Source organism: Clostridium uliginosum (genome assembly GCF_900112485.1).
In the GTDB taxonomy this organism is placed as follows: domain Bacteria; phylum Bacillota; class Clostridia; order Clostridiales; family Clostridiaceae; genus Clostridium; species Clostridium uliginosum.
In genome coordinates, this window is record NZ_FOMG01000012.1 from 67,279 (window position 1) to 93,779 (window position 26,501).

The window sequence follows — 26,501 nt, forward strand, 5'->3', positions numbered from 1 at the left end:
TTGACACAATAACTCATATAATATAATATATTGATAACTTAAAATTTATCAATAATCATCATTATTTTTTAATAAATTACTAATTGTTTGGGCAACTTATTGATAATAATAAATGATTTTCAAAGGTACATTTAAGACATATAAAAGTTATTATAAAAACAAGGAAATGCAGATTGTTACAATGTTCTATGTAAAATTGCATTTTCAATGGAATGTTTTTTAATAGTACATATACTTAAACTAACATAGGGGGGCTATTTTTTTATGAAAAGGAAAATTTCTTTACTTTTGATGCTAGTTATGTCAACTTCATTAATGCTAGCAGGTTGTACTTCTAAATCAGATTCAAAAGCAAACGTGGATAGCGATGTAGTGAAAATCGGAATGTTTGAACCAATGACAGGTTCTAATGCGGCTGGAGGTGAGCTCGAAGTTGAAGGAGCAAAACTTGCCAATGAACTTTATCCAACGGTTCTTGGTAAAAAGGTAGAATTAGTATTTGCAGATAACAAGTCTGATAAAGTTGAAGCAGCCAGTGCAGCCTCAAACCTTATAGAGCAAGAAAAGGTTAATGCTATTATAGGAAGCTGGGGAAGTGGAAATTCTATGGCGGCAGGAGAGATTGTTATGAACGCTAAGGTTCCAGCAGTAGGGGCTTCTTGTACAAATCCACTAGTAACTGCAGGAAATGATTATTATTTTAGAGTTTGTTTTATAGATCCTTTCCAAGGTAAAGTTATGGCAAAGTATGCAGCTAATAAATTGCAAGCTAAGAAGGTGGCACTTATTCAAGAAGTTTCTAGTGATTACTCAGTTGGGATTTGCAAATTTTTTACTGATGAGTTTAAAAAGATTACAGGGGATGAAAATGCTATTGTAGCTAACTCTAAATACAATACAGGAGATCAAGATTTTACAGCTCAGCTTACAAATATAAAGAGTAAAAATCCAGATGTAATATTTGCTCCTGGTAATTTTACTGAAGGATCATTGATAATAAAACAAGCAAGACAGCTTGGTATAACAACTCCTATCATAGGAGGCGATACGTGGGAAACACCAGAATTTATAGATATAGGTAAAGAAGCAGTAGAAGGTACAGTTTTTTCAACTTTCTTTGCTAGTGAAACTCCTATAACTGAAGAATCAAAGACTTTTCTTGATGCGTATAGAAAAAAATACAACAAAGAGCCTTCAGCATGTACAGCGTTATCGTATGATGCTTACTTAGTAATATTAGATGCTATAAAAAGAGCTGACTCTACGGATCCAGTAAAAATAAGAGATGAAATCGCAAAAACTAAAAAATTCCCTGGGGCTGCTGGAGTAATTACTATAGATGAAAATAACAATGCTATAAAAGATGCAGTTTTAAAGGTGGTTAAAGATGGTAAATTTACTTATCTTGATACCATAAAACCAGAAGAAAACTAAATTAGGGGTGAAGAGATGATTTTGATGGACTTTACTACATTTATGCAATATTTAACAAATGGAATTTCCCTTGGAAGTTTATATGCTCTTATAGCTATAGGATATACTATGGTATACGGAATATTAAAGCTTATAAATTTTGCTCATGGAGATATATTTATGATGGCTGCTTACTTCGCATTTTTCGGAGTAGCTACATTTGGTCTTCCTTGGTATTTTGCCTTTATAATAGCTATAGCTATAACTGGGATACTAGGAATGACAATTGAATTTGCGGCTTATAGACCTCTTAGAAGTGCACCAAAAATATCTATTTTAATTTCTGCTATTGGTGTTTCGTTCTTGCTTGAAAATTTAGCAGTTGTTTTATTTGGAGGAAGACCAAAAGCTTTTCCAAATATAGAGTTGTTTACAGATGTAGTTGTTATAGGTGGTGTTTCTATTCAAAAGCTTACTTTTATAATTCCCATAGCAACAGTAATAATATTATTTGCTTTGCTACATTTAGTTAATAAGACAAATGTTGGTATGGCTATGAGAGCAGTGGCTAAAGATGTTGAAACGGCAAGACTAATGGGCATAAATGTAAATAGAATAATTTCTTTTACTTTTGCTATAGGTTCAATGTTAGCTGCTGTAGGTGCTATGATGTGGTGTGTTAAATACCCACAAATAGTTGCTCTTATGGGAATGATTCCTGGAATGAAGTGCTTCATAGCTGCAGTTATAGGTGGGATAGGTGATATCAAAGGGGCAGTTATTGGAGGGTTTATTCTTGGTATAAGTGAAATTATGTTAGTTGGTTTTCTTCCAGGATTAACAGGATATAGAGATGCTTTTGCTTTTGTACTTTTAATAGTAATATTACTATTTAAACCTACAGGAATAATGGGCAAAAACTTAACAGAGAAGGTGTAAGATATGAAAAAGAGAAATAAATATTTAAATATAGCTCTTATTGCAATTATATTTTTACTCTTATTAGCTGCAAATAATGGCTTAGATTCTTATAAAATTAGAATTTTAAATTTATGTGCAATATATACAGTTCTTGGACTTAGTATGAATTTGATAAATGGATTTACAGGTTTATTTTCACTAGGACATGCTGGATTTATAGCAGTAGGTGCATATACATCAGCACTTCTTACTATGTCTGAAAAAGTTAAAACTCAGAATTTCTTTATGGAACCTTTAATATCTCCATTAAATCATATATCAATGTCACTTCTTCCGTCATTAATTATTGCTGGGCTTGTTTCAGCTGGAATAGCATTTTTAATAGGTGCTCCTGCTTTAAGACTTAAAGGAGATTACTTAGCTATTGCTACACTCGGTTTTGCAGAAATTATAAGAATAGTTCTTAATAATGCTCAAAGCTTAACTAATGGTGCTTTAGGACTAAGGGGTATTCCACATAAAACAAATTTATATTGGACTTTTGGAATAGCAATTGTAACTATAATAATTATTGTTTCACTTATAAATAGTTCTTACGGAAGAGCTTTAAAAGCTATAAGAGAAGATGAAATTGCAGCTGAAAGTATGGGGATAAATCTATTTAAACATAAAACTATAGCTTTTGTAACTGGTGCTTTCTTTGCAGGTGTAGGCGGAGGCCTTTTAGGGAATTTACTTGGTACTATAGATCCTAATATGTTTAAATTTGTTCTTACTTTTAATATACTTCTTATAGTAGTTATTGGAGGTATGGGAAGCGTTACTGGTACAGTAATTTCAGCTTTTATTGTAACAATTTTAGGCGAGTGTTTAAGATTTTTGGATATGGAAAAACAATTTAATTTTGGATTTTTAAGCTTCCAAGGTATACCTGGACTTAGAATGGTTGTTTTTTCAGTTTTACTTATGATTATAGTATTATTCTTTAGAACTGGAATTATGGGAACAAAAGAACTTACATGGAAATCAATATTTAGATTTTCTAATAAAAAACCTCTAGAAGAAGGGAGGGAATAGCAATGGCACTACTAAAGGTAGAAAATGCAACTATGCAATTTGGAGGTCTTACAGCAGTAAAAGATTTTAATCTTCAAATTAATGAAGGCGAGATAGTTTCTTTAATTGGACCTAATGGAGCTGGTAAAACCACAGCTTTTAATATGATAACAAATGTGTATACACCTACAAAGGGAAAAATAATTTTTAATAATACAGATGTTACTGGAATGAGACAGGATATTATAACTCAAACTGGTATAGCAAGAACTTTTCAAAATATAAGACTATTTAATGATTTAAGCGTACTTGATAATGTATTAATTGCAAACCATGTTCATATTAAATCTAATTTTATTGAAGCTACATTAAAACTACCTAAGTATAGAAGAGAAGAGAAGGAAATGATTGAAAAATCCCTTGATCTTTTAGAAGAATTAGGACTACAAGATTTAAGATATGAAAAGGCTACTTCTCTTCCTTATGGTAAACAGAGAAAACTTGAAATAGCCAGAGCTCTTGCAACTAATCCTAAGCTTCTTCTTCTTGATGAACCAGCTGCAGGTATGAATCCTACAGAAACAGATGAACTTACAGCTTTTATTAAGGAAATTAAAGAAAAGTTCAATTTATCTATATTTATGATAGAACATCATATGAATATGGTTATGGGTTTATCAGATAAAATACAGGTTTTTGAATATGGAATTACTATAGCTGAAGGTACGCCTTCTGAAATACAAAATGATAAAAAGGTTATAGACGCATATTTGGGGGTATCTGAAGATGATTAAAATAGATAATTTAGTAGTATCATATGGTGGTATAGAGGCTTTAAAAGGTATAAGCTTAGAGGTACCAAGTGGAAAAATAGTAACTCTAGTTGGAGCTAATGGAGCGGGTAAAAGTACTACATTAAAATCTATAGTAGGTCTTGTTAAACCTAAAAGCGGTAGTATAGATTATGAAGGTATAGATTTAACAAAACTCAACACTGAGAATATGGTTAAAAAAGGTATAGCCTTAGTTCCGGAAGGAAGAAGGGTTTTTGCAGACCTTACAGTACTAGAGAATTTAAAAATAGGTGCTTACTCACGAAAAGATCGCACAGGCATATCAGAGGATTTGGAAAAAGTATATTCACTTTTTCCAAGACTTAAAGAAAGAACTTGGCAAGCAGCAGGTACTCTTTCTGGTGGAGAACAACAGATGCTTGCTATAGGAAGAGCTCTTATGTCAAGACCAAAATTAATCATGATGGATGAACCCTCTTTAGGTCTTGCTCCTATAATTGTAAAAGAATTATTTGGAATTATAAAGAAAATTAATGAAGAGGGTATGACAGTTCTTCTAATAGAACAAAATGCTAATGCAGCTTTAAAAATAGCTGATATAGGTTATATTATGGAAACAGGAAGAATAACATTAAAGGGCACAGGTAATAAATTGCTTAATAATGAAGAAATTAAAAAAGCTTACCTTGGTGAATCACTGTAAGGCATATGAAAGAAAATAACAAGTCAAAGATGCGACGTATATTTTGTATCAGACAAGGAGGTAATGTTAGCTCATGGCGTGCTATTAGCTGATATTATCGACACAGTATGATACAAAATAGACTATCATGCTGACTTGCTATTTTTTTGAATGTGTATAACATAAAGACTGTAATAAGATTTGTATTCAACAAGTCTTGTTACAGTTATTTTTTTTAATACCTTATCATTTCGCATTCTCTGCTCATATACTAAATAGAATTAATTTTAAATGGATTGTTGTTTATGATGAAGAATTGTTTTAATAGTAAAGATTTTATTGAAAGAATAACAAAAAATGGACCAGTATTAAAGTTTGATAAAGATTCTAAAATAGTACTTTTAAGTGATATGCATAGAGGTGATGGTGGCAACGCAGATTCTCTAAGGCCAAATAAAAATATATATAAAGCAGCTCTTGGATATTATTTTAGATACGGTTATAATTTAATTGAAGTGGGCGATGGAGATGAGCTGTGGAAAAATAAGAATTGCTCAGATATTGCTTATAATTATAAAGATATTTTCAAGATATTGAATAAGTTTAATAATGATAATAGATTATACTTACTTTATGGAAATCATGATATGGTAAAATCTAAACCAGGCTTTATTCATAAGCAAGAGAAAGCATTTAATAAAATAGATTATGGTTTTGGAAAAGATCTATTACATCTTTATAGTAATACAAAGTTTTATGAAGGACTTATACTTAGATATACTCCAATGAACAAAGATATACTTGTTTTTCATGGACATCAAGTTGATTTTATGAATTGTGAGCTTTGGAAATTTAGTCGATTCTTAGTTAGATATTTATGGGGATTTTTAGAAGGAGTTGCTGGTTTTAAAGCTCCAACAAGTCCTGCAAATAATTATAATAAAGGAAGTAAAATAGATAAAATTTTAGAGAGGATAGCAAGAAAAGAAAAGACAATGTTTATATGTGGTCATACTCATAATGATATATTTCCTGAAGTTGGTAAGGGGTTATATTTTAATGATGGATGTGGTGTATTTCCATCCACAATAACTTCTATTGAAATTGTAAAAGGAGAGATTTCTTTAGTTAAATGGAGCATAGAGGTGGATGAAAAAAATAGTTTGTATATTAAGAAAAGTGTAATTGGAGGACCTCAAAAAATAGAATGGTATTTAGATTACGCAAAAAGGTTATAGTGGGAGGAAGAAACAAATGAATTTTATTGATTTACATTGTGATACCGCAAGCAAAATATATTATGATGAATTAAATATTGAGAGTGATGTATGCAAGGTTAATATTCATAAATTGAAAGAAGGAAATGCATTAGCACAGGTGTTTGCTTTTTTTATAGATCAAAGTATAACAAAGACACCGTATGAAGAATTCTTAAAAGTGTATAATAATTTTAATCTTCAAATTAATAAGCATTCTAGTGAAATAAAGATTGTAAAAAATTTAAAAGAACTTGAATCTTGTAAAAAGAATGGCAAAGTAGGAGCTTTTTTATCAATAGAAGAAGGAGAAGTAATTGAAGGGGAGGTAGAAAAATTAAGAAATGTCTATCAAATGGGGATTAGAATATTAACTATTACATGGAATTATAAAAATAAACTTGGATATCCTAATGCTGGTTTTAAATATCAAAATAATGGATTAACTGAGAAAGGAATAGAAATCCTTGAAGAGGTTGAAACTTTAGGAATAATACCAGATGCTTCACATTTATCCGATGGTGGATTTTATAATTTAGCTAAACTGTGTAAGAAACCGTTTATAGCATCTCACTCTAATGCTAGAGCAATAACAAATCATCCTAGAAATTTAACTGATGAAATGATAAGGAAATTATCAAATAATGGTGGAGTTATGGGAATAAACTTTTGCTCAGAGTTTTTAGGTAAAGAGAAGATATCATCACTAGAAGATATATTGGTTCATATAAAACATATAAAAAATGTTGGAGGAATTGATGTTATATCACTTGGAAGTGATTTTGATGGAATAGATAATGAAGTTGAAATAAGGGATTGTTCAAAGTTTAATAAACTATATGTAGCTCTTAAAGAAAATGGATTTAATGAAAGTGAGATAGAAAAGATATTTTATAAAAATACAATGAGAGTTTTTAATGAAGTGTTAAAGTAATAATAATGAAATAAAAAAACATCAAAGAAATTTTTAAAAAATACTTTAAAGAAATTTTGAAAAAAGTATATTTATGATATCAACTATGCATAACATTATGAAGTTGAAATGCAATAAAGATTAGGAGAAGAGGAAAATTGGGAAAACTATTAGGAAAAGTAGCAATTGTTACTGGTGCTTCAAGAGGCATAGGAAGGAATATTGCTATAGAATTAGCTAAAGAAGGAACTAATATAGTTATAAATTATTCTAAAGATGATGAAGGAGCACAAGAAACGTTGAATTGTATAAAAAGCATCGGAGGATATGCTGTTTTATGTAAGGAAGATATATCATCTTATGAATCAACAAAAAAAATAATAGAATTTACTATAAATACATTAGGCAAAGTAGATATTTTAGTGAACAATGCAGCTAAGAGTATTATTGGATTATTTATGGATTCAAGTGAAGAAGGGATAAATGAAATTATAAATACAAATTTTTTAGGTGCTATATATATGAGTAAGCATGTACTTCCTTACATGGTTTCAAATGGGGGAGGAACTATAGTTAATATTTCATCTATGTGGGGTGATGTTGGAGCATCTTGTGAGGTATTATATTCTGCTTCAAAAGGTGGATTAAATTTATTTACGAAGTCACTTGCAAAAGAAATGGCTCCTTCAAATATAAGAGTTAATGGAGTTGCACCTGGCGTTATAGATACAAACATGAATTCATTTTTAGAAGAAGATGAAAGAAAATCTTTAGAAGAAGAGATTCCTATGGGTAGATTTGGAAAACCTAGTGAGATTGGTAAGATAGTAACATTTCTATGTAGTGATGATTCTTCATATATTACAGGACAAATTATAAGAGCGGATGGTGGATATATTTAGAATTAATTATTGATAAAAATAGACTATGTTTTAAAATCGTGTTGATATTGTAATATAAAGCTCATGGACGGTGGAATGAATTTATATAGGAAACTCGACTCATGTGCATTTGCTGAGTAAATTCAAAAGCAAAATATAAAATTTTGATTTTCACTTAAGAGTTCTACAAAGCAAATTCCAATGCCAATTCGCTCTTATATTACAATATCAACATTCGATTAAAACATAGCCTAAAAATATCCCTTAAAAAGAGTATGTTAAATCATATTTTTAAGGGATATTTTTTATAATTAGCTTAGACATATTTATTTTACTTCATATATCCAGCCTTCTGGAGCTTTAACATCACCAAGTTGAATTCCATAAAGAGTATCATATAATTTACGAGTTATAGGACCTACTTCAGTTTCACTGTAGAATACATGTAAATTATCTTTATATTGAATTCCTCCAATAGGAGTAATTACGGCAGCAGTACCACAAGCACCTGCTTCCTTAAATTGATCTAATTCATCAATGAAAACTTCCTTTTCATAAACTGGCATATTTAAATAATGTTCTGCAATATAAAGAAGTGAATATTTAGTTATGCTAGGTAATATGGAAGGTGATGCAGGAGTAACAAATTCATCATTTTTAGTTATTCCAAAGAAATTTGCAGCACCCACTTCTTCAATTTTAGTATGAGTTGCAGGATCTAAGTATATACAATCAGCAAATCCTTTTTTTGCAGCTTCAGCATGTGCTTGAAGAGATGCTGCATAGTTACCACCAACTTTTTGTCCTCCAGTACCATGAGGAGCAGCTCTATCATAATCATCTGAAACAATAAAATTACAAGGAGTTAATCCATCCTTAAAGTAAGGACCAACTGGCATACAGAATATAGTAAATATATATTCTGGAGCTGGTTTAACACCTATGTTATGTCCAACACCCATCATAACTGGTCTAATATATAAGGTAGCACCACTTCCATAAGGTGGAACATATTCTTTATTAGCTTTTACAACTTGCATAACAGCATTAATAAATTTCTCTTCAGGAATTTCTGGCATAAGAAGTTTTTTACAACTTTCATTTATACGTGCTGAATTTCTATCAGGTCTAAATAATTGAATTTTACCTTCTTTTGTTGTGTATGCCTTAAGGCCTTCAAAACAACTTTGGCCATAGTGAAGAACAGTAGAAGCTTCACTAATATGAAGCATATTGTCTTCAGTTAGTTTACCTTCATCCCACTTACCATCTTTCCATACTGAAATATAACGAAGATCTGTTTTTATATAATCAAATCCTAGTTTGCTCCAATCAATATCAACTTTTTTCCCCATTTTGTATTCCTCCATATCTATAGGCTTAATGCCTTCGTTTATTTAATATCATCTATTGTAGCACTACTTAAAAAATATTTCCACAATTTAATATAAAAAGCAAAATTTTATTATTAAATCAACAATAAAAATGAGTAAATCATAAACAATTAATAATTATTCTGCGTGCCTTATTATTAAAAAACATAAATTTATATATTTAATCTTTAATTATGTATTGATAGTTTATTTCCATGGAGCAGCATCAGAAGGCATTCTAAAATCTCCTCTAGGGCTTAGAGATATACTTCCAACTTTAGGACCATCAGGTAAAGCACTTCTCTTAAATTGTTGGGTGAAAAATCTCCACATAAATTTATCAAGACATTTCTCAATTTCAGCATTACTATAATTGCCTTTAAATGCTTCAGTGGCTAAGAAAAATATTCTTTCCTTTGATGAACCATGTTTTATAAAATGATATAAGAAGAAATCATGAAGTTCATAAGGACCTACTATATCTTCAGTTTTTTGAGTGATTTCTCCATTAGAATCTTTAGGTAGTAACTCTGGACTTACTGGAGTATCTAATATATCAATAAGAGTATTGCTAACTGTATCATTAGATTCTTTATCAGCTACATATTTCACTAAATATCTAACTAAAGTTTTTGGAATGGAAGGATTTACAGAATACATAGACATATGATCCCCGTTATAAGTACACCATCCAAGTGCTAGTTCAGATAAATCTCCAGTACCGATTAAAAGTCCATGCTCTTTGTTTGCTAAGTCCATTAAAATTTGAGTTCTTTCTCTTGCTTGCACGTTCTCATAAGTAACATCATGTATGTCTTTATCATGACCAATGTCTTTAAAATGTTGAAGAGCAGCATCGACAATATTTATTTCTCTTAAATCACAATTTAGTTCTTTGCATAAAGTCAACGCATTATTATATGTTCTATCAGTAGTTCCAAAACCAGGCATAGTAATAGCTACGATATTCTTTTTATCTAAATGAAGCAGTTCAAATGTTTTAACTATTACAAGAAGAGCAAGAGTAGAATCTAATCCACCTGAAATTCCAATTACAGCTTTTTTTGATCCTGTATGCTCAAATCTTTTTGCTAAAGCAGAACTTTGAATATTGAATATTTCTTTACATCGTTCTTCTCTTTCTTTTTTAGAAGACGGAACAAAAGGATGTTTATCTATAAATCTATCAAATTTTTCAATGCTAGTAGTTTTAAATTTGAAATTAATTGTATAAGGTTTTTTACCTGTAAATTTAGAAGCATCTCTAAAACTGAGATTTTTCATTCTTTCAGCTCTTAATTTAAAAACATCAATATAAGAATATATAACTTCATTTTCTCTTTGGAATCTTTCATTTTCCTTTAATAAAGAACCATTTTCGCTAATTAATAAATGTCCACTAAATAATAAATCAGTTGATGATTCATGAACTCCAGCGGAAGAATAAATATAACTACATATTCCTCTAGCACTTTGATTTAATATAAGGCTTTTTCTGTAGTTCATTTTGCTTACTAATTCATTAGAAGCAGAAAGATTTCCTATTATATTAGCACCCATAAGAGAAAGATAAGAACTAGGAGGAATAGTTACCCATAAATCTTCACAAATTTCAACTCCAAAGTTTGCAATATTAGAAGAAAAAATGAGATTTGTACCAAAAGGAATATTCTTTTGAAAAGGTAAATTTATTTCATAAGTTTCTATAGAAATACCTTCAGTAAACCACCTTTTTTCGTAAAATTCACTATAATTAGGAATATATGATTTTGGAACTATCCCTAAAATATCTCCTTTAAATAATAAAAAAGCACAATTATATAATATACTATCAATTAATAGAGGAGCACCTACTGCAATTAAAATATCTTTATCTTCAGTAGCACGTAATATCTCATGTATACCATTTAAAGATTTATTTAAAAGATAATCTTGTAAAAATAAATCTCCACATGTATAAGATGTGACACAAAGCTCTGGAAATACTATAAATTTACTTGAATTTTTGTTAGCATTATTTATACAATCTAAAATATTAGAAATGTTATAATCTACATCTCCAACTCTTGTTTTAGGACATGCAGATGAAACCTTAATAAAATCCATATTATCAACTCCAATTTTTATTATATACTTTTAGTATAACCAATAATATCTGTTATATATAACCATAATATGATGAAAGTAATAGAAAATCAATGACAATAATAAGAAGGATATTTAATAAGGTACATTCAAAAGATAAATAATTTACAAACAGAATTGAAATATGATATAATATGGTTTATTATACTATATAACCAAATTATACTAAGTAGTACTTTGGAAAACTTAGTAATTAATGATATACTAAGTACAGTAAATACAAAGGAGGAGAATATAGTGACAAGCCTTATATTTTGGATTGTAGTTGGGATTGCTGTATTTTTATTAGATATTTTTACTAGTAGCTTTCTGTTTGTATGGTTTTCAATAGGTGCAATTGCAGCATTTATAGCTGGATGCTTAAATGCAAATTTTGTAGTTCAAGCAATAATTTTTTTAGTAGTAAGCATTATTGCAATTTCAATTGGATATCCTTGGATAAGAAAAAAATATAAAAATTGTGAGCATAGAACACCACTTATGGAAGAAAATTATATTGGAAGAGTAATGATAGCAGAAAAAGATATTGAGAGTAAAGTAACTTTAAAAGTAAGTGGCATATATTGGACAGGCATTAATGAGGGAGATTTAATACACGAAGGAGAGAATTTTGTTATTTCAGGAATTCAAGGAACAAAATTAAAGATTAAAAAAGTAGAGGAGGAAAAATAATAATGGTTATAATTATACCAATAATATTAATATTTATAATATTTACAATTTTATCTTCAATTAAAATTGTAAATACTGGATACCTATGTGTTGTAGAGAGGCTTGGTCAATTTAGTAGGGTGTTAGAACCAGGATGGCATTTTATAATTCCTTTTGCTGATTTTGTGAGAAAAAGAATTTCAACAAAACAACAAATATTAGATGTACCACCACAATCAGTTATAACTAAAGATAATGTTAAAATTTCAGTAGATAATGTTATATTCTATAAATTATTAAATGCTAGAGACGCTGTATATAACATAGAAGATTATAAATCAGGTATAGTATATTCAGCTACAACAAATATTAGAAATATTTTGGGAAACATGAGTCTTGATGAAATACTATCAGGAAGAGACGCAATAAATCAAAATCTTTTAAGTATTATTGATGAAGTAACAGATGCTTATGGAATTAAAATCTTAAGTGTTGAAATAAAAAATATCATACCTCCAGCTGAAATTCAACAAGCTATGGAGAAACAAATGAGAGCAGAACGTGATAAGAGAGCTATGATTCTTCAAGCAGAAGGTCTTAGACAATCGCAAATTGAAAAAGCTGAAGGAGAAAAACAATCTCAAATACTTACAGCAGAAGCAGAAAAAGAAGCAAATATTAGAAGAGCAGAAGGTTTAAAAGAATCTCAACTACTTGAAGCTGAAGGTAAGGCTAAAGCAATTGAAAAAATTTCAGAGGCTGAAGCTTCAGCAATAATGAAAGTAAATAAAGCTATTATAGAATCAGGTACTGATGAAAGAGTTATTGCTATAAAGCAAGTTGAAGCTCTTAAAGAAATGGCTTTAAATCCTGCTAATAAGTTAATACTTCCAAATGAAACTTTATCATCATTAGGAAGCTTAGCTGCAATAGCTGATACATTAAAAGATGCTTATAAGAAATAGTAAAACTATACAATAAAAGGCTTTGTTTTAAAACCGTGTTGATATTGTAATATAAAGCTCATGGACGGTGAAATTTACTATTATATAACAATATCAACATTCTTCTAAAACATAGCGAAATAAAAAAAGATGTTTCTATATATTATTATTTAGAAGCATCTTTTTTTGTATAGTATGAAAATTGAATATGTATTATTGTTTAATACTAGCTATATTTTTATCTTTAGCTTTATGTTTTCCATAATTAATTTTCAATTCTGCATTTTCATTTAAATTAGTAAAAACTACAGGAGTTATTATTGAAGGAACTTTATCTTTAATTGAATTAAAGTCTACTTCTAGTAATTTATCACCTGCTTTTACTTTATCACCTTGAGTCACAAAAGATTTAAATCCTTCCCCTTTTAGATTTACAGTATCCATTCCGACATGAATTAAAATTTCCAATCCATCATTTGATACTAATCCAAGAGCGTGCTTAGTTGGAAATAAAGTAGCGATTGTAGCATCGATAGGTGAATAAACTATATTATCTTCTGGAACAATAGCAAATCCATCACCCATCATTTTTTCAGAAAAAACATCATCAGGAACTTCAGATATTGGTATTATTTGCCCACCTATAGGACAAATGATACTACAATTTATAGAGCTTTTTTCATTGGAAGTTGACTGATAAACATCTTCTTGAATGTCATCTACATCGTCTGAAACAATCAACTTACCTGAAATAATATCTTTCATTTGAGTTTTGATATTGTCTGATTTAGGTCCAAAAATTGCTTGGATATTATTACCTACTTCCATAACACCTGCAGCACCTAATTGTTTAAGTTTATTTTTATCTACTTTATCTTTATCTTTAACTATTACCCTAAGTCTTGTAATACAAGCATCAAGATTATCAAGGTTTTCTTTTCCGCCGAATGCTCCAATTATGGCATTAGCTAAAGCACTTCCTTCTTTTCTAGTACTAGGAGTACTGGCTAAGATATCATCATCTTCTCTACCTGGAGTCTTTAAATCAAATTTTCTAATAAAAAATCTAAATCCAAAGTAGTATATTACTGAAAAACAAAGTCCTACAACGATTGCTAACCACCATCGTGTTCTATTTGGAATAACTCCAAATAATATAAAGTCTATAATACCACCAGAAAAAGTTAAACCTATTTTTACATTAAGAAGTTGCATTATCATAAATGAAAGTCCAGCAAAAACACAGTGAACTGCGAATAATACTGGAGCTACGAATAAAAACGCAAATTCAAGTGGTTCTGTAATACCTGTTAAAAATGTAGTTAACGCTCCAGAAATTAAAATACCAGAAACTAGACTTTTCTTTTCAGGCTTAGCTTCATGATACATAGCAAGTGCAGCAGCAGGGAGTCCAAACATCATAAAAGGAAATTTACCAGTCATAAATGTACCTGCAGTAAAAGGAACTAGGTCTTTAAGTTGAGCAAAGAAAATCTTTTGATCACCTAAAACTAAATTTCCAGCTTTATCAACGTATTCACCAAATTGATACCAGAAAGGATTATACCAAATATGATGTAATCCAAATGGAATCAATGCTCTTTCAACAACACCAAATACAAATGCAGCAAATGTTTTATTTGTATCTATCATGCTCCTTGAAAAAATAAAAAGTCCATTTTGAATTGGAGGCCAAACAAATGTCATAACAATTCCTAGTAATACCGCAGATGCAGCAGTTACTATAGGAACAAATCTCTTTCCAGCAAAGAAACCTAAGTAAGAGGGGAGTTCTATATTATAGAATCTTTTATATAGCGAGGAGGCTATAACTCCTATGATAATACCACCAAAAACACCAGTTTGTAGCGTTGGGATTCCAAGGACTAATGCATACATTGGGTCAGTTAATTGAGCATTTGTAACTCCTAACATTTTACCCATTGTTGTATTCATAATTAAAAGACCTACTATAGCAGCCAGACCAGCAACACCATCTCCATCACTTAGTCCAACAGCAACACCAACAGCAAATATTAAAGGTAGATTATCAAAAATGATACCGCCAGAACGTTCCATTACTGTTGCAAATAATTGAAAACCAGTAGCACCAAAAATAGGCATTCTAACTAAAAAATCTGGATTTTGAAACATGGTGCCAAATGCAAGTAGTATACCAGCAGCTGGCAATAGTGCAACAGGTAACATTAAAGCTTTTCCGATTTTTTGTAGTTCGCCAAAAACTTTTTTCCACATAAATAATTACTCCTTTTCTTTTAAATTATCAAACTTAGTATTACCTAATAAATTAAAAATATTAAAAAAATTAGTAATAATAAGTATTTTAATATCATAATAAAGAAGATATTGTAGAATAAAGCAAAAAAATAGTAGTACTGATTAGTATAAAAACTGTTGAAGAATTGTTAGAAAAGTATTAGAATATGAAGTATAAGTTTATATTTGCGATATTAGGCACATTCAAAAAATAACAGACCAAATATACGGTGCATCTTTGGTCTGTTATTTTGTTTCATGTGACTTATGAAAAAGTAAAAAACTGATGTGCTTTTATATTTTGTATAGAAAGATATAAATATAATTAAATAAAGGTATATTTAATTTGTAACTCTAGGTTAGTATAATAATGTATATACTAAGATTTTTAGTTACTTATTTAAAAATGCTTTACTTGAGGTGAAAAGATGAAAAAGAAGAACTTAATGGCTTTATTCATGTGCGGTATTTTAAGTTTTACTTTAATTGGATGCAATGTTAAAGATGATTATGTCATTACAAGAAAAGTAAATGAGGATGAAGTACCAACATCAGAAAAAGTAGATGATATTTTTGATTCTGAAAAGGTTCGGGAATTAGAAGATAAACTAAAAGATAAGCCATCAGAAATCACTGATAAGATAGATGAGATGGATGGAGACAAAGAAAGAATAATGAAAGAACTTACTGATAAGGCAGATGAATTAACAGATAAATTAAATCAAGCTGACTTACAAGGTAAGAGTGAAGATGTTAAAAAAGAACTTGAAGAAGTTAGTGATAAATTAGATGAGCTTAAGGACAAAACTGATGATGCAAAAGACAAATTAGAAGATCAAGAAAATCCTATTGATGAAACTAAAGTTACGGATGTGAAAGATCAATTTGATTCTCATATGGACAACCTACAAAAGGCTTTAAATAGAGTAGGGAATCACTAATTTGGTGGGATTTAACAATTCTTAATATAGTGTTTAAATACAGGAGAGCTGATTTATAAGGTAGACCAGCTCTCCTGTATTTTAATATGCCTAAGGCACATTAAATAAAACATATAAATAATTTTTTATAGGAACTATATTGACTTTTTCGCTTTAGTATGATAAAGTAATAAATAAGAGAAGCGAGCTAAGGGGGAATATAATAATGAAGATAAATAAATTAATAAAAAAGATTTTAATGATATCATGTGTTGTTATGATTGGTACGAGCCTAGTAGCATGTCAAACAAGTAAAACGCAAGGTACATCTGATAAACAAGAATTAGTAATGGGGTTTGATGATACATTTGTACCAATGGGATTTAAAGATGAAAATGGGAAGTTAGTAGGTTTTGATGTGGAACTAGCTAAGGCTGTAGGAGAAAAACTTAATAAAACTATCAAATTTCAAGCTATTGATTGGAGTATGAAAGAGTCAGAATTAAAAAATGGAAATATAGATTTGATTTGGAATGGATACTCAGTTACAGATGAAAGGAAGAAAATGGTTGAATTTTCTAACGCTTATTTAAATAATAGACAAGTTATAGTAACTTTAGCAAATTCTAAGATTAGTAGTAAACAAGATTTAGCAGGGGCTAAGGTTGGTGCTCAAAATCAATCTAGTGCAGTAGATGCAATAGAAGCAGATGGGGATATAATAAAAACATTTGATAGTGGCAAGATTGTTACATTTGAAACAAATAATGATGCATTAATGGATTTAGAAGCGGGAAGAATAGATGCAGTTGTTGCTGATGAAATTTTGGCTAAATATTATATAAAAGAAAGAGGAAAAGATAAGTATAAAGTTTTAGATGATGATTTTGGTAAGGAAACTTATGCAGTTGGAATTAGAAAAGGTGATACAAAATTCGTAGAAGAATTTAATAAAGCACTAGAGGCTGTAGTAGAAGATGGAAGTGCTGGAGAAATTTCAAAAAAATGGTTTGGCGAAGATATAATAGTTAAGGCAGATGAAAAAAAATAGACTAGTATGCTGATTTGTTATTTTTTCAAATATGCCTAAGTAGTAAAAGAGGAGGAGCTATATTGAATTATATTTTATCACTAATGCCTCAAATATTAGAGGGATTAAAGGTTACATTAGAAGTTTTTTTATTGACATTAGTATTATCTATTCCACTTGGAATTATAGTTGCGTTAGCTAGGACATCAAAATCTCTAGTATTAAAAAAAATAATGGGAGCATATGTACTTGTAATGAGAGGAACTCCATTGTTACTACAAATAGTTATAATATTTTTTGGATTACCAATAGTAGGTATTACTTTTGATAGATTTTTAGCTGCTATTATAGCTTTTGTATTAAATTATACTGCATATTTTGGAGAAATATTTAGAGCTGGAATAATATCAATTGACCATGGACAATATGAAGGTGCAGAAGTTTTAGGATTAACCCAAAAGGATACATTCTTTAGAATAATATTGCCTCAAGCAATTAAAAGAGTTATACCACCAGTTGCAAATGAAATCACAACTTTAGTAAAAGATACTTCATTAGTGTATATATTAGGCTTAGATGAATTGCTTAAAATAGCAAAGATAGCTTCTAATAGAGATGTTACTTTAGTACCATTATTATTAGCAGGAATTGTTTATTTAATAGTTATAGGAATTTTAAGTAAGGTTCTAGAGAAAATAGAGAAAAAGTATGAGTATTATAACTAGGAAGGATTGATTACTATGTTAAAAGTTAGTGGCGTTGAAAAAAAGTTTGGTAATACAGAAGTTTTAAAGGGTATTGATCTTAATATTGATACTGGTGAAATATTAGTTATTGTTGGTCCTTCTGGAGGCGGAAAAACTACATTGCTTAGATGTGTAAATGCTTTGGAACATTGTGATAATGGAAGTATAGAGATTAATGGAAGAGCAATATGTAAAGATGGAAAGTATGTAGATAAGAAGACAATGGCTGAAATAAGAAAAGATATTGGATTAGTGTTTCAAAATTTTAATTTATTTCCACATATGAGTGTTTTAGAGAATATAATAGAAGCACCTCAAAAGGTTTTAGGGATGAGTAAGAAAGATGCAATTAAAAAGGCTGAAGAAATTTTGGGGTTTTTAGATTTAGAAGATAAAAAGAATAATTATCCATTTGAATTATCAGGTGGACAAAAGCAAAGAGTTGCTATAGGTAGGGCTTTAGCGTTAGAACCTAAAATTATGTGCTTTGATGAACCAACATCAGCTTTAGATCCAGGACTCACAGGAGAATTTGCTAACTTAATAAAAAAATTAAGTAATAATGGTATGGGTATGATGATAATAACTCATGATATGGAATTTGCAAAGAAAGTGTCTGATAGAATAGTTTCTATGAGTGAAGGTAAACTTCAAAAAGGATTAATATTTGAAGAATAAATTAATTTGTGTTGAATTAAGGAGTAAAATGTGATATTATAAATTAGTAATATAATTCAAGATTTAATCAGTACTACACATTTCCTCTGTTTCAGAGATTGGTTCTAGTATGAGGTTATAATCTATGAAAAGGGAGGAATTTATAATGGAAGATAAAACATTAGTATGTAAAGATTGTGGAAATGAATTCATATTCACAGTTGGAGAACAAGAATTCTACAAAGAAAAAGGATTTGACAACGAACCAGTAAGATGTCCTGATTGTAGAAGAGCTAGAAAGCAACAAAGAAACAATAGATAGTATTCTATTTAGGTCATAAGATTTTATCTTATGACCTTTTGTTTTTTTTAAGGTATATGAAACAAAATAATAGATCAAAGATGCGTCGTATATTTTGTCTTAAGACGACGTGCCCCTTGATGGTATAAGTTCAACTAAATTTATCTGGAGCATAAAAACTCCACCTGAAAAGTTTCACTTTATGTAAGGACACGAATGTAAGTTCAGTTAATAGGGAGCTATTAGCTGAATTTGCTGACATAGTATGATGCAAAATAGACAAGCATACTGTTCTATTATTTTTTAATGTGACTAAAGGAGGGATGGATTTGGATGAAAATGCATCAGAAGTGAAGAAGATATTAAATAATAGAAAAAACTTAAAGTTTAAATTAGTATTAGAATCAGCAGTAATAGGAATATTAGTTGGACTTATAATTGTTTGTAATAGAATTTTAGTTTCGAAGTTATCATATATATTTAATTACATTTATAAATTATCAAATGGAAGTCCTACAAAAATATTAGTATTATTTTTAGGGCTTATTTTATTGGGCTATTTTGTAGGATGCTTACTTAAAAGAGAACCAATGATTTCAGGTAGTGGCATTCCTCAAGTTGAAGGGATTTTAATAAAAAAGATAGAGGTTAATCCATTAAGAGTATTGATTTATAAGTTTATAGGTGGAACTGTAGCTTTAAGTGCAGGTCTATCAGTAGGAAGAGAGGGACCCTCAGTTCAAATGGGTGCTTCAATAGCTCAAGTCTTTGCAAAACTTTTTAAAAGACAAAATTTAGAGGAACAATTCTTATTAACTAGTGGTGCAAGTGCTGGACTTTCAGCAGCGTTTAATGCTCCATTGTCTGGAGTTATGTTTGCATTAGAAGAAGTTCATAAAAACTTTTCACCTTTAGTATTATTATCAGCAATATCATCTTCTATAATGGCAGACTTTGTTTGCAAGGAATTTTTAGGATTAAAACCAGCGTTAGTGTTTTCAAATGTACAGGTATTCCCACTAAGTTATTATTTTGCGCTTCCGTTACTTGGAATAGTATTAGGAATAAGTGGAATGATTTTTAATAAAGGAATTTTAAAAAGTCAAATGCTATATGGAAAATTAAAAAGTGTTCCAGTACAAGTTAAAGTAATAATTCCATTTTTAGTTACTGGAGTTGTAGGATTAAGTGCACCAATTTTACTTGGAGGGGGAAGCAACTTAATTGAGTCATTAGCTGATGGTGGTTTTACATTAAAACTATTGTTTATTTTTTTATTGTTTAAGTTTTTACTTACGTTAATCTGTTTTGGTTCTGGTACACCAGGAGGTATATTTTTTCCATTATTAGTACTTGGAGCAATAGTTGGTAATATCTTTGGGATAGCATTTTGTAATTTTACAGATTTACCAATGCTATATGTAGTAAATTTTATTATATTTGGTATGGCAGGTCACTTTGCCTCAACAGTTAAATCTCCAATTACGGGAATTATATTAATAACTGAGATGACAGGATCATTTGAACATTTATTAGCTTTAACAATCGTTGTAATTACAGCATATATTGTGTCAGATGTCTTAAATTGTAGTCCTATTTATGAAAGTTTACTGAACAATTTATTAAATAAGAAAAATAATGTAAAGGAATCTGAACAATTAAAAGGAAATGATAGAATCAAAACTCTTCTTGAAATTTCAGTATGTATGGGAAGTTATATAGAAGAAAAGAAAATTAAAGAGATATCATGGCCTAAAAAATGTTTAGTAGTGTCTATAAAAAGAGGAGATAAAGAAATAATTCCTAAAGGAAATACGAAAATATTAAATGGAGATTATTTAGTTGTTATGGTAAATGAAACTGAATCAGGAGAAGCTTTGGAAAAAATAAAAAGCTTAGCAAGTGAATTTAACAACTAAATAACAAGTCAGTATGCTAGTCTACTTTACAAAAATATAACAATATCAACACTATTTTAAAACATAGCGATAATTTTAAATGCACTCCGTCAAGTAAACACAGTTAAAAAACTATGTTTACTTGACGGAGTGCATTTTGTTTTACAGGTAAGTGTTTTTTTTATTTGGATATATTCAGAAATTTTTCAAAAAACAACTAGTATTTACTTGAATAAAAATGTTAAGAAGAAACTAGATGTATTGTGAGGAATAAATAATTTTAATAAAGGTTTTAAAATATATAAATTTGAGAATAATAGATTAAACATAAAATTTCAAAATACAGATATAAAACACGAATAATTAAAATTTTTAACAAATATATAGTTCGGATAAAGACTGATTTTAAGAAATTTTAATATAATAAAAGTTGACATCATACGTGTTAGATGATAATCTTAGAATATCGATACGAAAGTTAGCGCGATGTTATCAAAAAACATTCGGAATTATATAAATGGTGATTAAGCTAAACTCATAATATTTTTTGGAGGAATTAAGATGTTAGATATTAGAAGCGTATTTGTTGAAAAGAAAAAAGGATTTAATGTAGAAGCTCAAAGTTTATTAAGAGATTTTAAGGATAACTTAGGAGTGAACAACTTAGAAGATGTAAGGCTTATTAATAAATATATTATTTCAGACATAACTGAAGAATATTATAATAAGGCATTACATACAATTTTTTCAGAATCAACAGTAGATGTAGTATATGAATCAGAATTACCAATTAATGAAGGAGAAGTAGTTTTTGGAGTAGAATTTTTACCAGGCCAATATGACCAAAGAGCAGATTCCGCATCTGAATGTTTAGCCCTTTTAACAGCTGAAGATAAGGTCGAAATTAAGTCAGCAAAAATAGTTGCATTAAAAGGAAACATTTCAAAAAGCGATGTAGAAAAGATTAAAAACTATTATATAAATCCAGTCGATTCAAGAGAAGTAGATATAAATAGCAAAGACTTATCATCAACTTCAAACATTCCTAAAGATGTTCAAATCTTAGATGAATTTACAAATAAAACTTTAAAACAATTACAAGAATTTCATAATGAGCAAGGATTAGCAATGAGCATTGATGATCTAGTTATGATTAAAGATTATTTTAAAGGAGAAAATAGAGAACCATCAATTACTGAAATTAAAGTTATTGATACTTATTGGTCAGATCACTGTAGACATACAACATTCTCAACGATCTTAGAAGATATAGAGATTGAAGAAAATAAATACACAGCTCCTATTAAGAAAAGTTACGAGAGTTACATAAAATCAAGAGAATATGTATATGGAGAAAAAGAGAAGAATAAGACTCTTATGGACATTGCAGTTATTGCAATGAAGGAATTAAGAAAAAGGGGCAAACTTCAAGATTTAGATATATCAGAAGAAATAAATGCTTGTTCAATTAATGTAAAAATTGAAACAGATAAAGGTATGAAAGATTATCTGGTAATGTTTAAAAATGAAACACATAATCATCCAACAGAAATTGAACCTTTTGGAGGAGCAGCAACTTGCTTAGGTGGAGCAATAAGAGATCCATTATCAGGTAGAACTTATGTATATCAAGCTATGAGAGTTACTGGATCTGCTGATCCAACAGTTGCAATTGAAGAAACATTAACAGGGAAACTTCCTCAAAGGAAAATAACACTTGGAGCAGCACATGGATATAGCTCATATGGTAATCAAATTGGTCTTGCAACTGGGCAGGTTCAAGAAGTTTACCATCCCAATTACGCAGCAAAGAGAATGGAAGTTGGAGCAGTTATAGCAGCGGCACCAAAGGAAAATGTTATACGTGAAGAACCAAAGTTAGGAGATGCAATAATCTTACTTGGTGGTAGAACAGGAAGAGATGGAGTAGGTGGTGCAACAGGATCATCTAAAGAACATACTGTAGATTCAATTAATGAATGTGGAGCGGAAGTTCAAAAAGGTAATGCACCGACAGAAAGAAAAATTCAAAGATTGTTTAGAAATGCAAAAGTAGCAAAGATGATTAAGAGATGTAATGATTTTGGTGCTGGTGGGGTTTCAGTTGCAATAGGAGAACTTTGCAGAGGTTTAGATATAGATTTAGATAAGGTTCCAAAGAAGTATGAAGGATTAGATGGAACAGAACTTTCAGTTTCAGAATCACAAGAAAGAATGGCTGTAGTTGTAACAAAAGAAAATGCAGAGGAATTTATTAGACTTTCTAATCAAGAAAATTTAGAAGCAAGTTTAGTAGCTCATGTTACAGATACTGATAAATTAAGAATATACTGGAGAGGCAAAAATATTGTTGATTTAAAGAGAACTTTCTTAGATACAAATGGAGCTGATCAAAGAACAAGTGTTAAGGTTAAGGCGCCTTCTGATTATCCATATGCAGTTTTAGATGTTGATGTTAAAGAAACTTGGATTAGTAACTTGAAAAATTTAAATGTAGCATCTCAAAAAGGATTATCAGAGAGATTTGATTCAACAATTGGTGGAGGAACAGTATTAATGCCATTTGGCGGAAAGTATGCAAATACACCAGCAGAAGGTATGGCAGCTAAGATTCCAGTACTTGGTGGAGAAAGTAAAGATGCAACATTAATGACTTTTGGATTTAATCCAAACCTTGGTACTTGGAGTGAGTATCATATGGCTTATTATTCAGTAATAGAATCAATAGCTAAACTTTCAGCTATGGGTGGGGACTATAAGAGAGCGAGATTAACGTTTCAAGAATATTTTGAGAAATTAGGTAAAGACGAAACTAGATGGGGTAAACCTTTTGCAGCATTACTTGGAGCTTATGAAGCTCAAATGATACTTGGAATTCCTGCAATTGGTGGAAAAGATTCTATGTCAGGAAGTTTTGGGGACTTAGATGTTCCACCAACTTTGGTTTCATTTGCAGTAGGGGTGGAAAAAGCAAAGAGAATTATATCACCTGAATTTAAAGAAGTAGGTTCAAATTTAGTTTTACTTACAACTGAAAAGTTAGAAGATAAAACTATTGATATGGAGAAGTTTAAAAAGAATTTAGAAGTACTTTACAACTTAATAGGAGATGAAAAAGTTATTTCAGCATCTGCTATTAAATTCGGAGGAGTTTCAGAATGTATTACTAAAATGACTTTAGGAAATAGAATCGGAGTTGAATTTGAAAATTTAACTAAAGAAGAATTGTTTGGATTTAACTATGGTAGCATAATATTAGAAGTTAAAGCTAACGTTAATGTATGTGATGAATTTAAAGATTGCTTATACAAGGAAATAGGTAAAACAATATCTTCATCATTGATAATATGCAAAGAATATGATTTAGAGTTACGAATTGAAGATTTAGAAAAAATTTATGAAGAAAAATTAAGCAAAGTATTTGAAATTAAAACTAAGGATGTTTTAGATAAGGTTGAAACAGTATTAAATGATAAAAAAGTATACAAAGCTCCATCTATTAAAATAGCTAAACCAAGAGTTGTAATTCCAGTATTTCCAGGAAATAATTGTGAATATGACTGTGCTAGAGCTTTTGAAAGAGAAGGTGCGGAAGTATCAGAAGTAGTATTTAGAAATATTACTAAGGAAGCTTTATTAGAATCAATAGAAAATCTTAAATCAGAAATAAATAAATCTCAAATAATTATGATTCCAGGTGGATTCTCAGCAGGAGATGAACCAGATGGATCAGGCAAATTTATTGCAACAGTATTTAGAAATGAAAAAATTAAAGATTCTGTAATGGAATTATTAAAAAATAGAGATGGATTAGTATTAGGTATTTGTAACGGCTTCCAAGCTTTAATTAAATTAGGATTAGTACCTTATGGTGAAATAGTTGATATAAAAGAAGACATGGCAACATTAACTTATAACAATATAAATAGACATATGTCTTCAATTATTAGAACAAAAGTTGTTTCAAAAAAATCACCATGGTTTAGTGAAGTAAACTTAGGAGATATACATTCAGTTCCAATTTCACATGGAGAAGGAAGATTTGTTGCACCAGAGGAATTAATTAAAAGTTTAAGAGAAAATGGTCAAATAGCAACACAATATGTTGATTTTGATGGAAAAGTATCTCTTAATATGCCATTTAATCCTAATGGGTCAATGTATGGAATAGAAGGAATCACAAGTCCTGATGGAAGAGTTTTAGGTAAAATGGCTCATTCAGAAAGAATTGGAGAAGATTTATACAGAAATATTCCAGGAGAATTTGATCAAAAAATCTTCAAATCAGGAGTAAATTACTTTAAGTAGATAAGTGAGAGTCCAAATTTTACATTTGGTTGTTCGAACTTAGCTAACGACCAAATGGAGTTAGCCGCATAAGAAATGATTTTGTGTGAATCACTTACTCAGTAAACTTAGATAAAATAAGATATTTAAAATTTAGGAGGTTTAAAATGAGGGTAGCAATATTTTTTGGAAGCAAGTCTGATACAGAAGTAATGAGAGGTGCTGCAAATGCATTAAAGGAATTTAATATAGAATATAAAGCATTTATTCTTTCAGCTCATAGAGTACCAGAAAAATTAGAAGAAACATTAGAAATGGTTGAAAAAGAGGGTTGCGAGGTAATAATAGCTGGAGCAGGGCTTGCAGCACATTTACCAGGTGTAATTGCATCTAAAACCATACTTCCTGTAATAGGAGTTCCTATTAATGCAGCACTTCAAGGTTTAGATGCACTATATTCAATAGTACAAATGCCAAAAGCAATTCCAGTAGCAACAGTTGGGATAAACAATAGCTATAATGCAGGAATGTTGGCTTTACAAATGTTATCAATTAAAGATGAATCATTAAAAAATAAATTAATTGAATTTAGAACAAATATGAAAAAAAGATTTATAGATGAAAATGTGGAAGGGGTACAATTATAATGGAGAGACTAGAAATGTTATATGAAGGAAAAGCTAAAAAGGTTTATGCAACAGATAAGGCTGATGAAGTAGTAGTATACTATAAAGATGATGCAACAGCATTTAATGGAGAGAAAAAAGGTCAAATAGAAGATAAAGGTATAATGAATAATTCAATCACTTCAGTATTATTTGAATTATTAGAAAAAGAAGGAGTTAAAACTCACTTTATAAAAAAATTAAATGATAGAGAACAATTATGTAAAAAGGTTCAAATAGTTCCATTAGAAGTAATAGTAAGAAATGTTGCAGCTGGTAGTATGGCTAAGAGATTAGGTCTTGAAGAAGGATTTGCACTTAAAACTACTGTATTTGAATTATCATATAAAGATGACTCATTAGGAGATCCATTAATAAATGATTATCATGCAGTTGCAATTGGAGCAACAACTTTTGAAGAATTAAAGAACATTTATGATATGACAGCTAAAATAAATGATATTTTAAAAGCAGTATTTAAGGAACAAAACATTAATTTAATTGACTTTAAGATTGAATTTGGTAGATGTAGTGATGGAACAGTTGTTTTAGCTGATGAAATTTCACCAGATACTTGCAGGTTCTGGGATGCAACTACAGGAGAAAAGCTAGATAAAGATAGATTTAGAAGAGATTTAGGTAATGTTAAAGATGCTTATGTTGAAATATTAAAGAGAATTTCTAAATAAGA

General features: G+C 29.7%; 22 protein-coding genes. 19 read left to right on the forward strand and 3 right to left on the reverse strand.

The features are described 5' to 3' along the window. The first annotated feature begins 264 nt into the window (after positions 1 to 264). From BM027_RS09555 to ymfI, 8 genes are all read left to right on the forward strand, one after another. Positions 265 to 1,434, forward strand: coding sequence for an ABC transporter substrate-binding protein (locus BM027_RS09555; protein WP_090091242.1), 1,170 nt, complete (start codon positions 265 to 267; stop codon positions 1,432 to 1,434). A gap of 24 nt (positions 1,435 to 1,458) precedes the next feature. Then, complete coding sequence (locus BM027_RS09560; RefSeq protein WP_090091301.1) at positions 1,459 to 2,352, forward strand: branched-chain amino acid ABC transporter permease; 894 nt, start codon at positions 1,459 to 1,461, stop codon at positions 2,350 to 2,352. Between the two features lie 3 nt (positions 2,353 to 2,355). Further along, positions 2,356 to 3,411 (forward strand): branched-chain amino acid ABC transporter permease, encoded by a 1,056-nt coding sequence (locus tag BM027_RS09565; RefSeq protein WP_090091244.1) that lies wholly within the window; start codon positions 2,356 to 2,358, stop codon positions 3,409 to 3,411. Between the two features lie 2 nt (positions 3,412 to 3,413). Continuing rightward, positions 3,414 to 4,184, forward strand: coding sequence for an ABC transporter ATP-binding protein (locus BM027_RS09570; protein WP_090091246.1), 771 nt, complete (start codon positions 3,414 to 3,416; stop codon positions 4,182 to 4,184). Next, positions 4,177 to 4,887, forward strand: coding sequence for an ABC transporter ATP-binding protein (locus BM027_RS09575; protein WP_090091248.1), 711 nt, complete (start codon positions 4,177 to 4,179; stop codon positions 4,885 to 4,887). Before BM027_RS09570 ends, BM027_RS09575 begins: the two co-directional genes overlap by 8 nt. A 284-nt stretch (positions 4,888 to 5,171) precedes the next feature. Continuing rightward, positions 5,172 to 6,104 (forward strand): metallophosphoesterase, encoded by a 933-nt coding sequence (locus tag BM027_RS09580; RefSeq protein WP_090091250.1) that lies wholly within the window; start codon positions 5,172 to 5,174, stop codon positions 6,102 to 6,104. 16 nt (positions 6,105 to 6,120) lie between these two features. Then, the gene (locus BM027_RS09585; protein WP_090091252.1) at positions 6,121 to 7,056 is read left to right on the forward strand and encodes a dipeptidase; all 936 of its coding nucleotides are present in this window, start codon (positions 6,121 to 6,123) and stop codon (positions 7,054 to 7,056) included. Positions 7,057 to 7,193: 137 nt separating this feature from the next. Next, a complete protein-coding gene (gene ymfI / locus BM027_RS09590; RefSeq protein ID WP_090091254.1) occupies positions 7,194 to 7,937 on the forward strand; it encodes an elongation factor P 5-aminopentanone reductase in 744 nt (247 codons plus the stop codon). A gap of 305 nt (positions 7,938 to 8,242) precedes the next feature. Here the strand turns inward: ymfI and BM027_RS09595 are convergent, their stop codons facing one another. Both BM027_RS09595 and BM027_RS09600 read right to left on the reverse strand, forming a co-directional pair. Then, the gene (locus BM027_RS09595; RefSeq protein WP_090091257.1) at positions 8,243 to 9,271 is read right to left on the reverse strand and encodes a branched-chain amino acid aminotransferase; all 1,029 of its coding nucleotides are present in this window, start codon (positions 9,269 to 9,271) and stop codon (positions 8,243 to 8,245) included. 225 nt (positions 9,272 to 9,496) lie between these two features. After that, complete coding sequence (locus tag BM027_RS09600) at positions 9,497 to 11,395, reverse strand: NAD(+) synthase (RefSeq protein ID WP_090091259.1); 1,899 nt, start codon at positions 11,393 to 11,395, stop codon at positions 9,497 to 9,499. A gap of 276 nt (positions 11,396 to 11,671) precedes the next feature. On the opposite strand from BM027_RS09600, the gene BM027_RS09605 reads away from it, so the two are divergent. After that, the gene (locus tag BM027_RS09605; RefSeq protein WP_090091261.1) at positions 11,672 to 12,106 is read left to right on the forward strand and encodes an NfeD family protein; all 435 of its coding nucleotides are present in this window, start codon (positions 11,672 to 11,674) and stop codon (positions 12,104 to 12,106) included. Between the two features lie 2 nt (positions 12,107 to 12,108). Further along, positions 12,109 to 13,050: an SPFH domain-containing protein gene (locus BM027_RS09610; protein ID WP_423230329.1), complete on the forward strand. Its 942-nt coding sequence runs from the start codon at positions 12,109 to 12,111 to the stop codon at positions 13,048 to 13,050. A gap of 192 nt (positions 13,051 to 13,242) precedes the next feature. Here BM027_RS09610 and ptsG read toward each other — a convergent pair whose 3' ends face one another. Further along, a complete protein-coding gene (ptsG, locus tag BM027_RS09615; protein ID WP_090091266.1) occupies positions 13,243 to 15,285 on the reverse strand; it encodes a glucose-specific PTS transporter subunit IIBC in 2,043 nt (680 codons plus the stop codon). A gap of 449 nt (positions 15,286 to 15,734) precedes the next feature. On the opposite strand from ptsG, the gene BM027_RS09620 reads away from it, so the two are divergent. The 9 genes from BM027_RS09620 to purC all read left to right on the forward strand — a co-directional run bounded on the left by BM027_RS09620 (position 15,735) and on the right by purC (position 26,499). Further along, positions 15,735 to 16,247, forward strand: coding sequence for a hypothetical protein (locus tag BM027_RS09620; protein ID WP_090091268.1), 513 nt, complete (start codon positions 15,735 to 15,737; stop codon positions 16,245 to 16,247). Between the two features lie 205 nt (positions 16,248 to 16,452). Further along, positions 16,453 to 17,277, forward strand: a complete 825-nt coding sequence (locus tag BM027_RS09625; protein ID WP_090091270.1) for an amino acid ABC transporter substrate-binding protein — start codon at positions 16,453 to 16,455, stop codon at positions 17,275 to 17,277. A gap of 62 nt (positions 17,278 to 17,339) precedes the next feature. Further along, a complete protein-coding gene (locus BM027_RS09630; RefSeq protein ID WP_090091272.1) occupies positions 17,340 to 17,981 on the forward strand; it encodes an amino acid ABC transporter permease in 642 nt (213 codons plus the stop codon). A gap of 15 nt (positions 17,982 to 17,996) precedes the next feature. Next, positions 17,997 to 18,680 carry an amino acid ABC transporter ATP-binding protein gene (locus tag BM027_RS09635; RefSeq protein WP_090091274.1) on the forward strand — a complete coding sequence of 228 codons (684 nt, stop codon included), beginning with the start codon at positions 17,997 to 17,999 and terminating at the stop codon, positions 18,678 to 18,680. 145 nt (positions 18,681 to 18,825) lie between these two features. Continuing rightward, positions 18,826 to 18,981 carry a zinc-ribbon domain-containing protein gene (locus BM027_RS09640; RefSeq protein ID WP_090091276.1) on the forward strand — a complete coding sequence of 52 codons (156 nt, stop codon included), beginning with the start codon at positions 18,826 to 18,828 and terminating at the stop codon, positions 18,979 to 18,981. 308 nt (positions 18,982 to 19,289) lie between these two features. After that, on the forward strand, positions 19,290 to 20,879 hold the full coding sequence (locus BM027_RS09645) for a ClC family H(+)/Cl(-) exchange transporter (RefSeq protein WP_242943305.1): 1,590 nt from the start codon (positions 19,290 to 19,292) through the stop codon (positions 20,877 to 20,879). Positions 20,880 to 21,419: 540 nt separating this feature from the next. Next, positions 21,420 to 25,166 carry a phosphoribosylformylglycinamidine synthase gene (locus BM027_RS09650; protein ID WP_090091279.1) on the forward strand — a complete coding sequence of 1,249 codons (3,747 nt, stop codon included), beginning with the start codon at positions 21,420 to 21,422 and terminating at the stop codon, positions 25,164 to 25,166. A gap of 146 nt (positions 25,167 to 25,312) precedes the next feature. Continuing rightward, entirely contained in the window at positions 25,313 to 25,792 is a 480-nt protein-coding gene (gene purE / locus BM027_RS09655; RefSeq protein ID WP_090091281.1) for a 5-(carboxyamino)imidazole ribonucleotide mutase, read from the forward strand. Beyond that, positions 25,792 to 26,499: a phosphoribosylaminoimidazolesuccinocarboxamide synthase gene (gene purC, locus BM027_RS09660; RefSeq protein WP_090091283.1), complete on the forward strand. Its 708-nt coding sequence runs from the start codon at positions 25,792 to 25,794 to the stop codon at positions 26,497 to 26,499. The genes purE and purC overlap by 1 nt, the downstream gene beginning before the upstream one ends. Positions 26,500 to 26,501 lie beyond the last annotated feature (2 nt).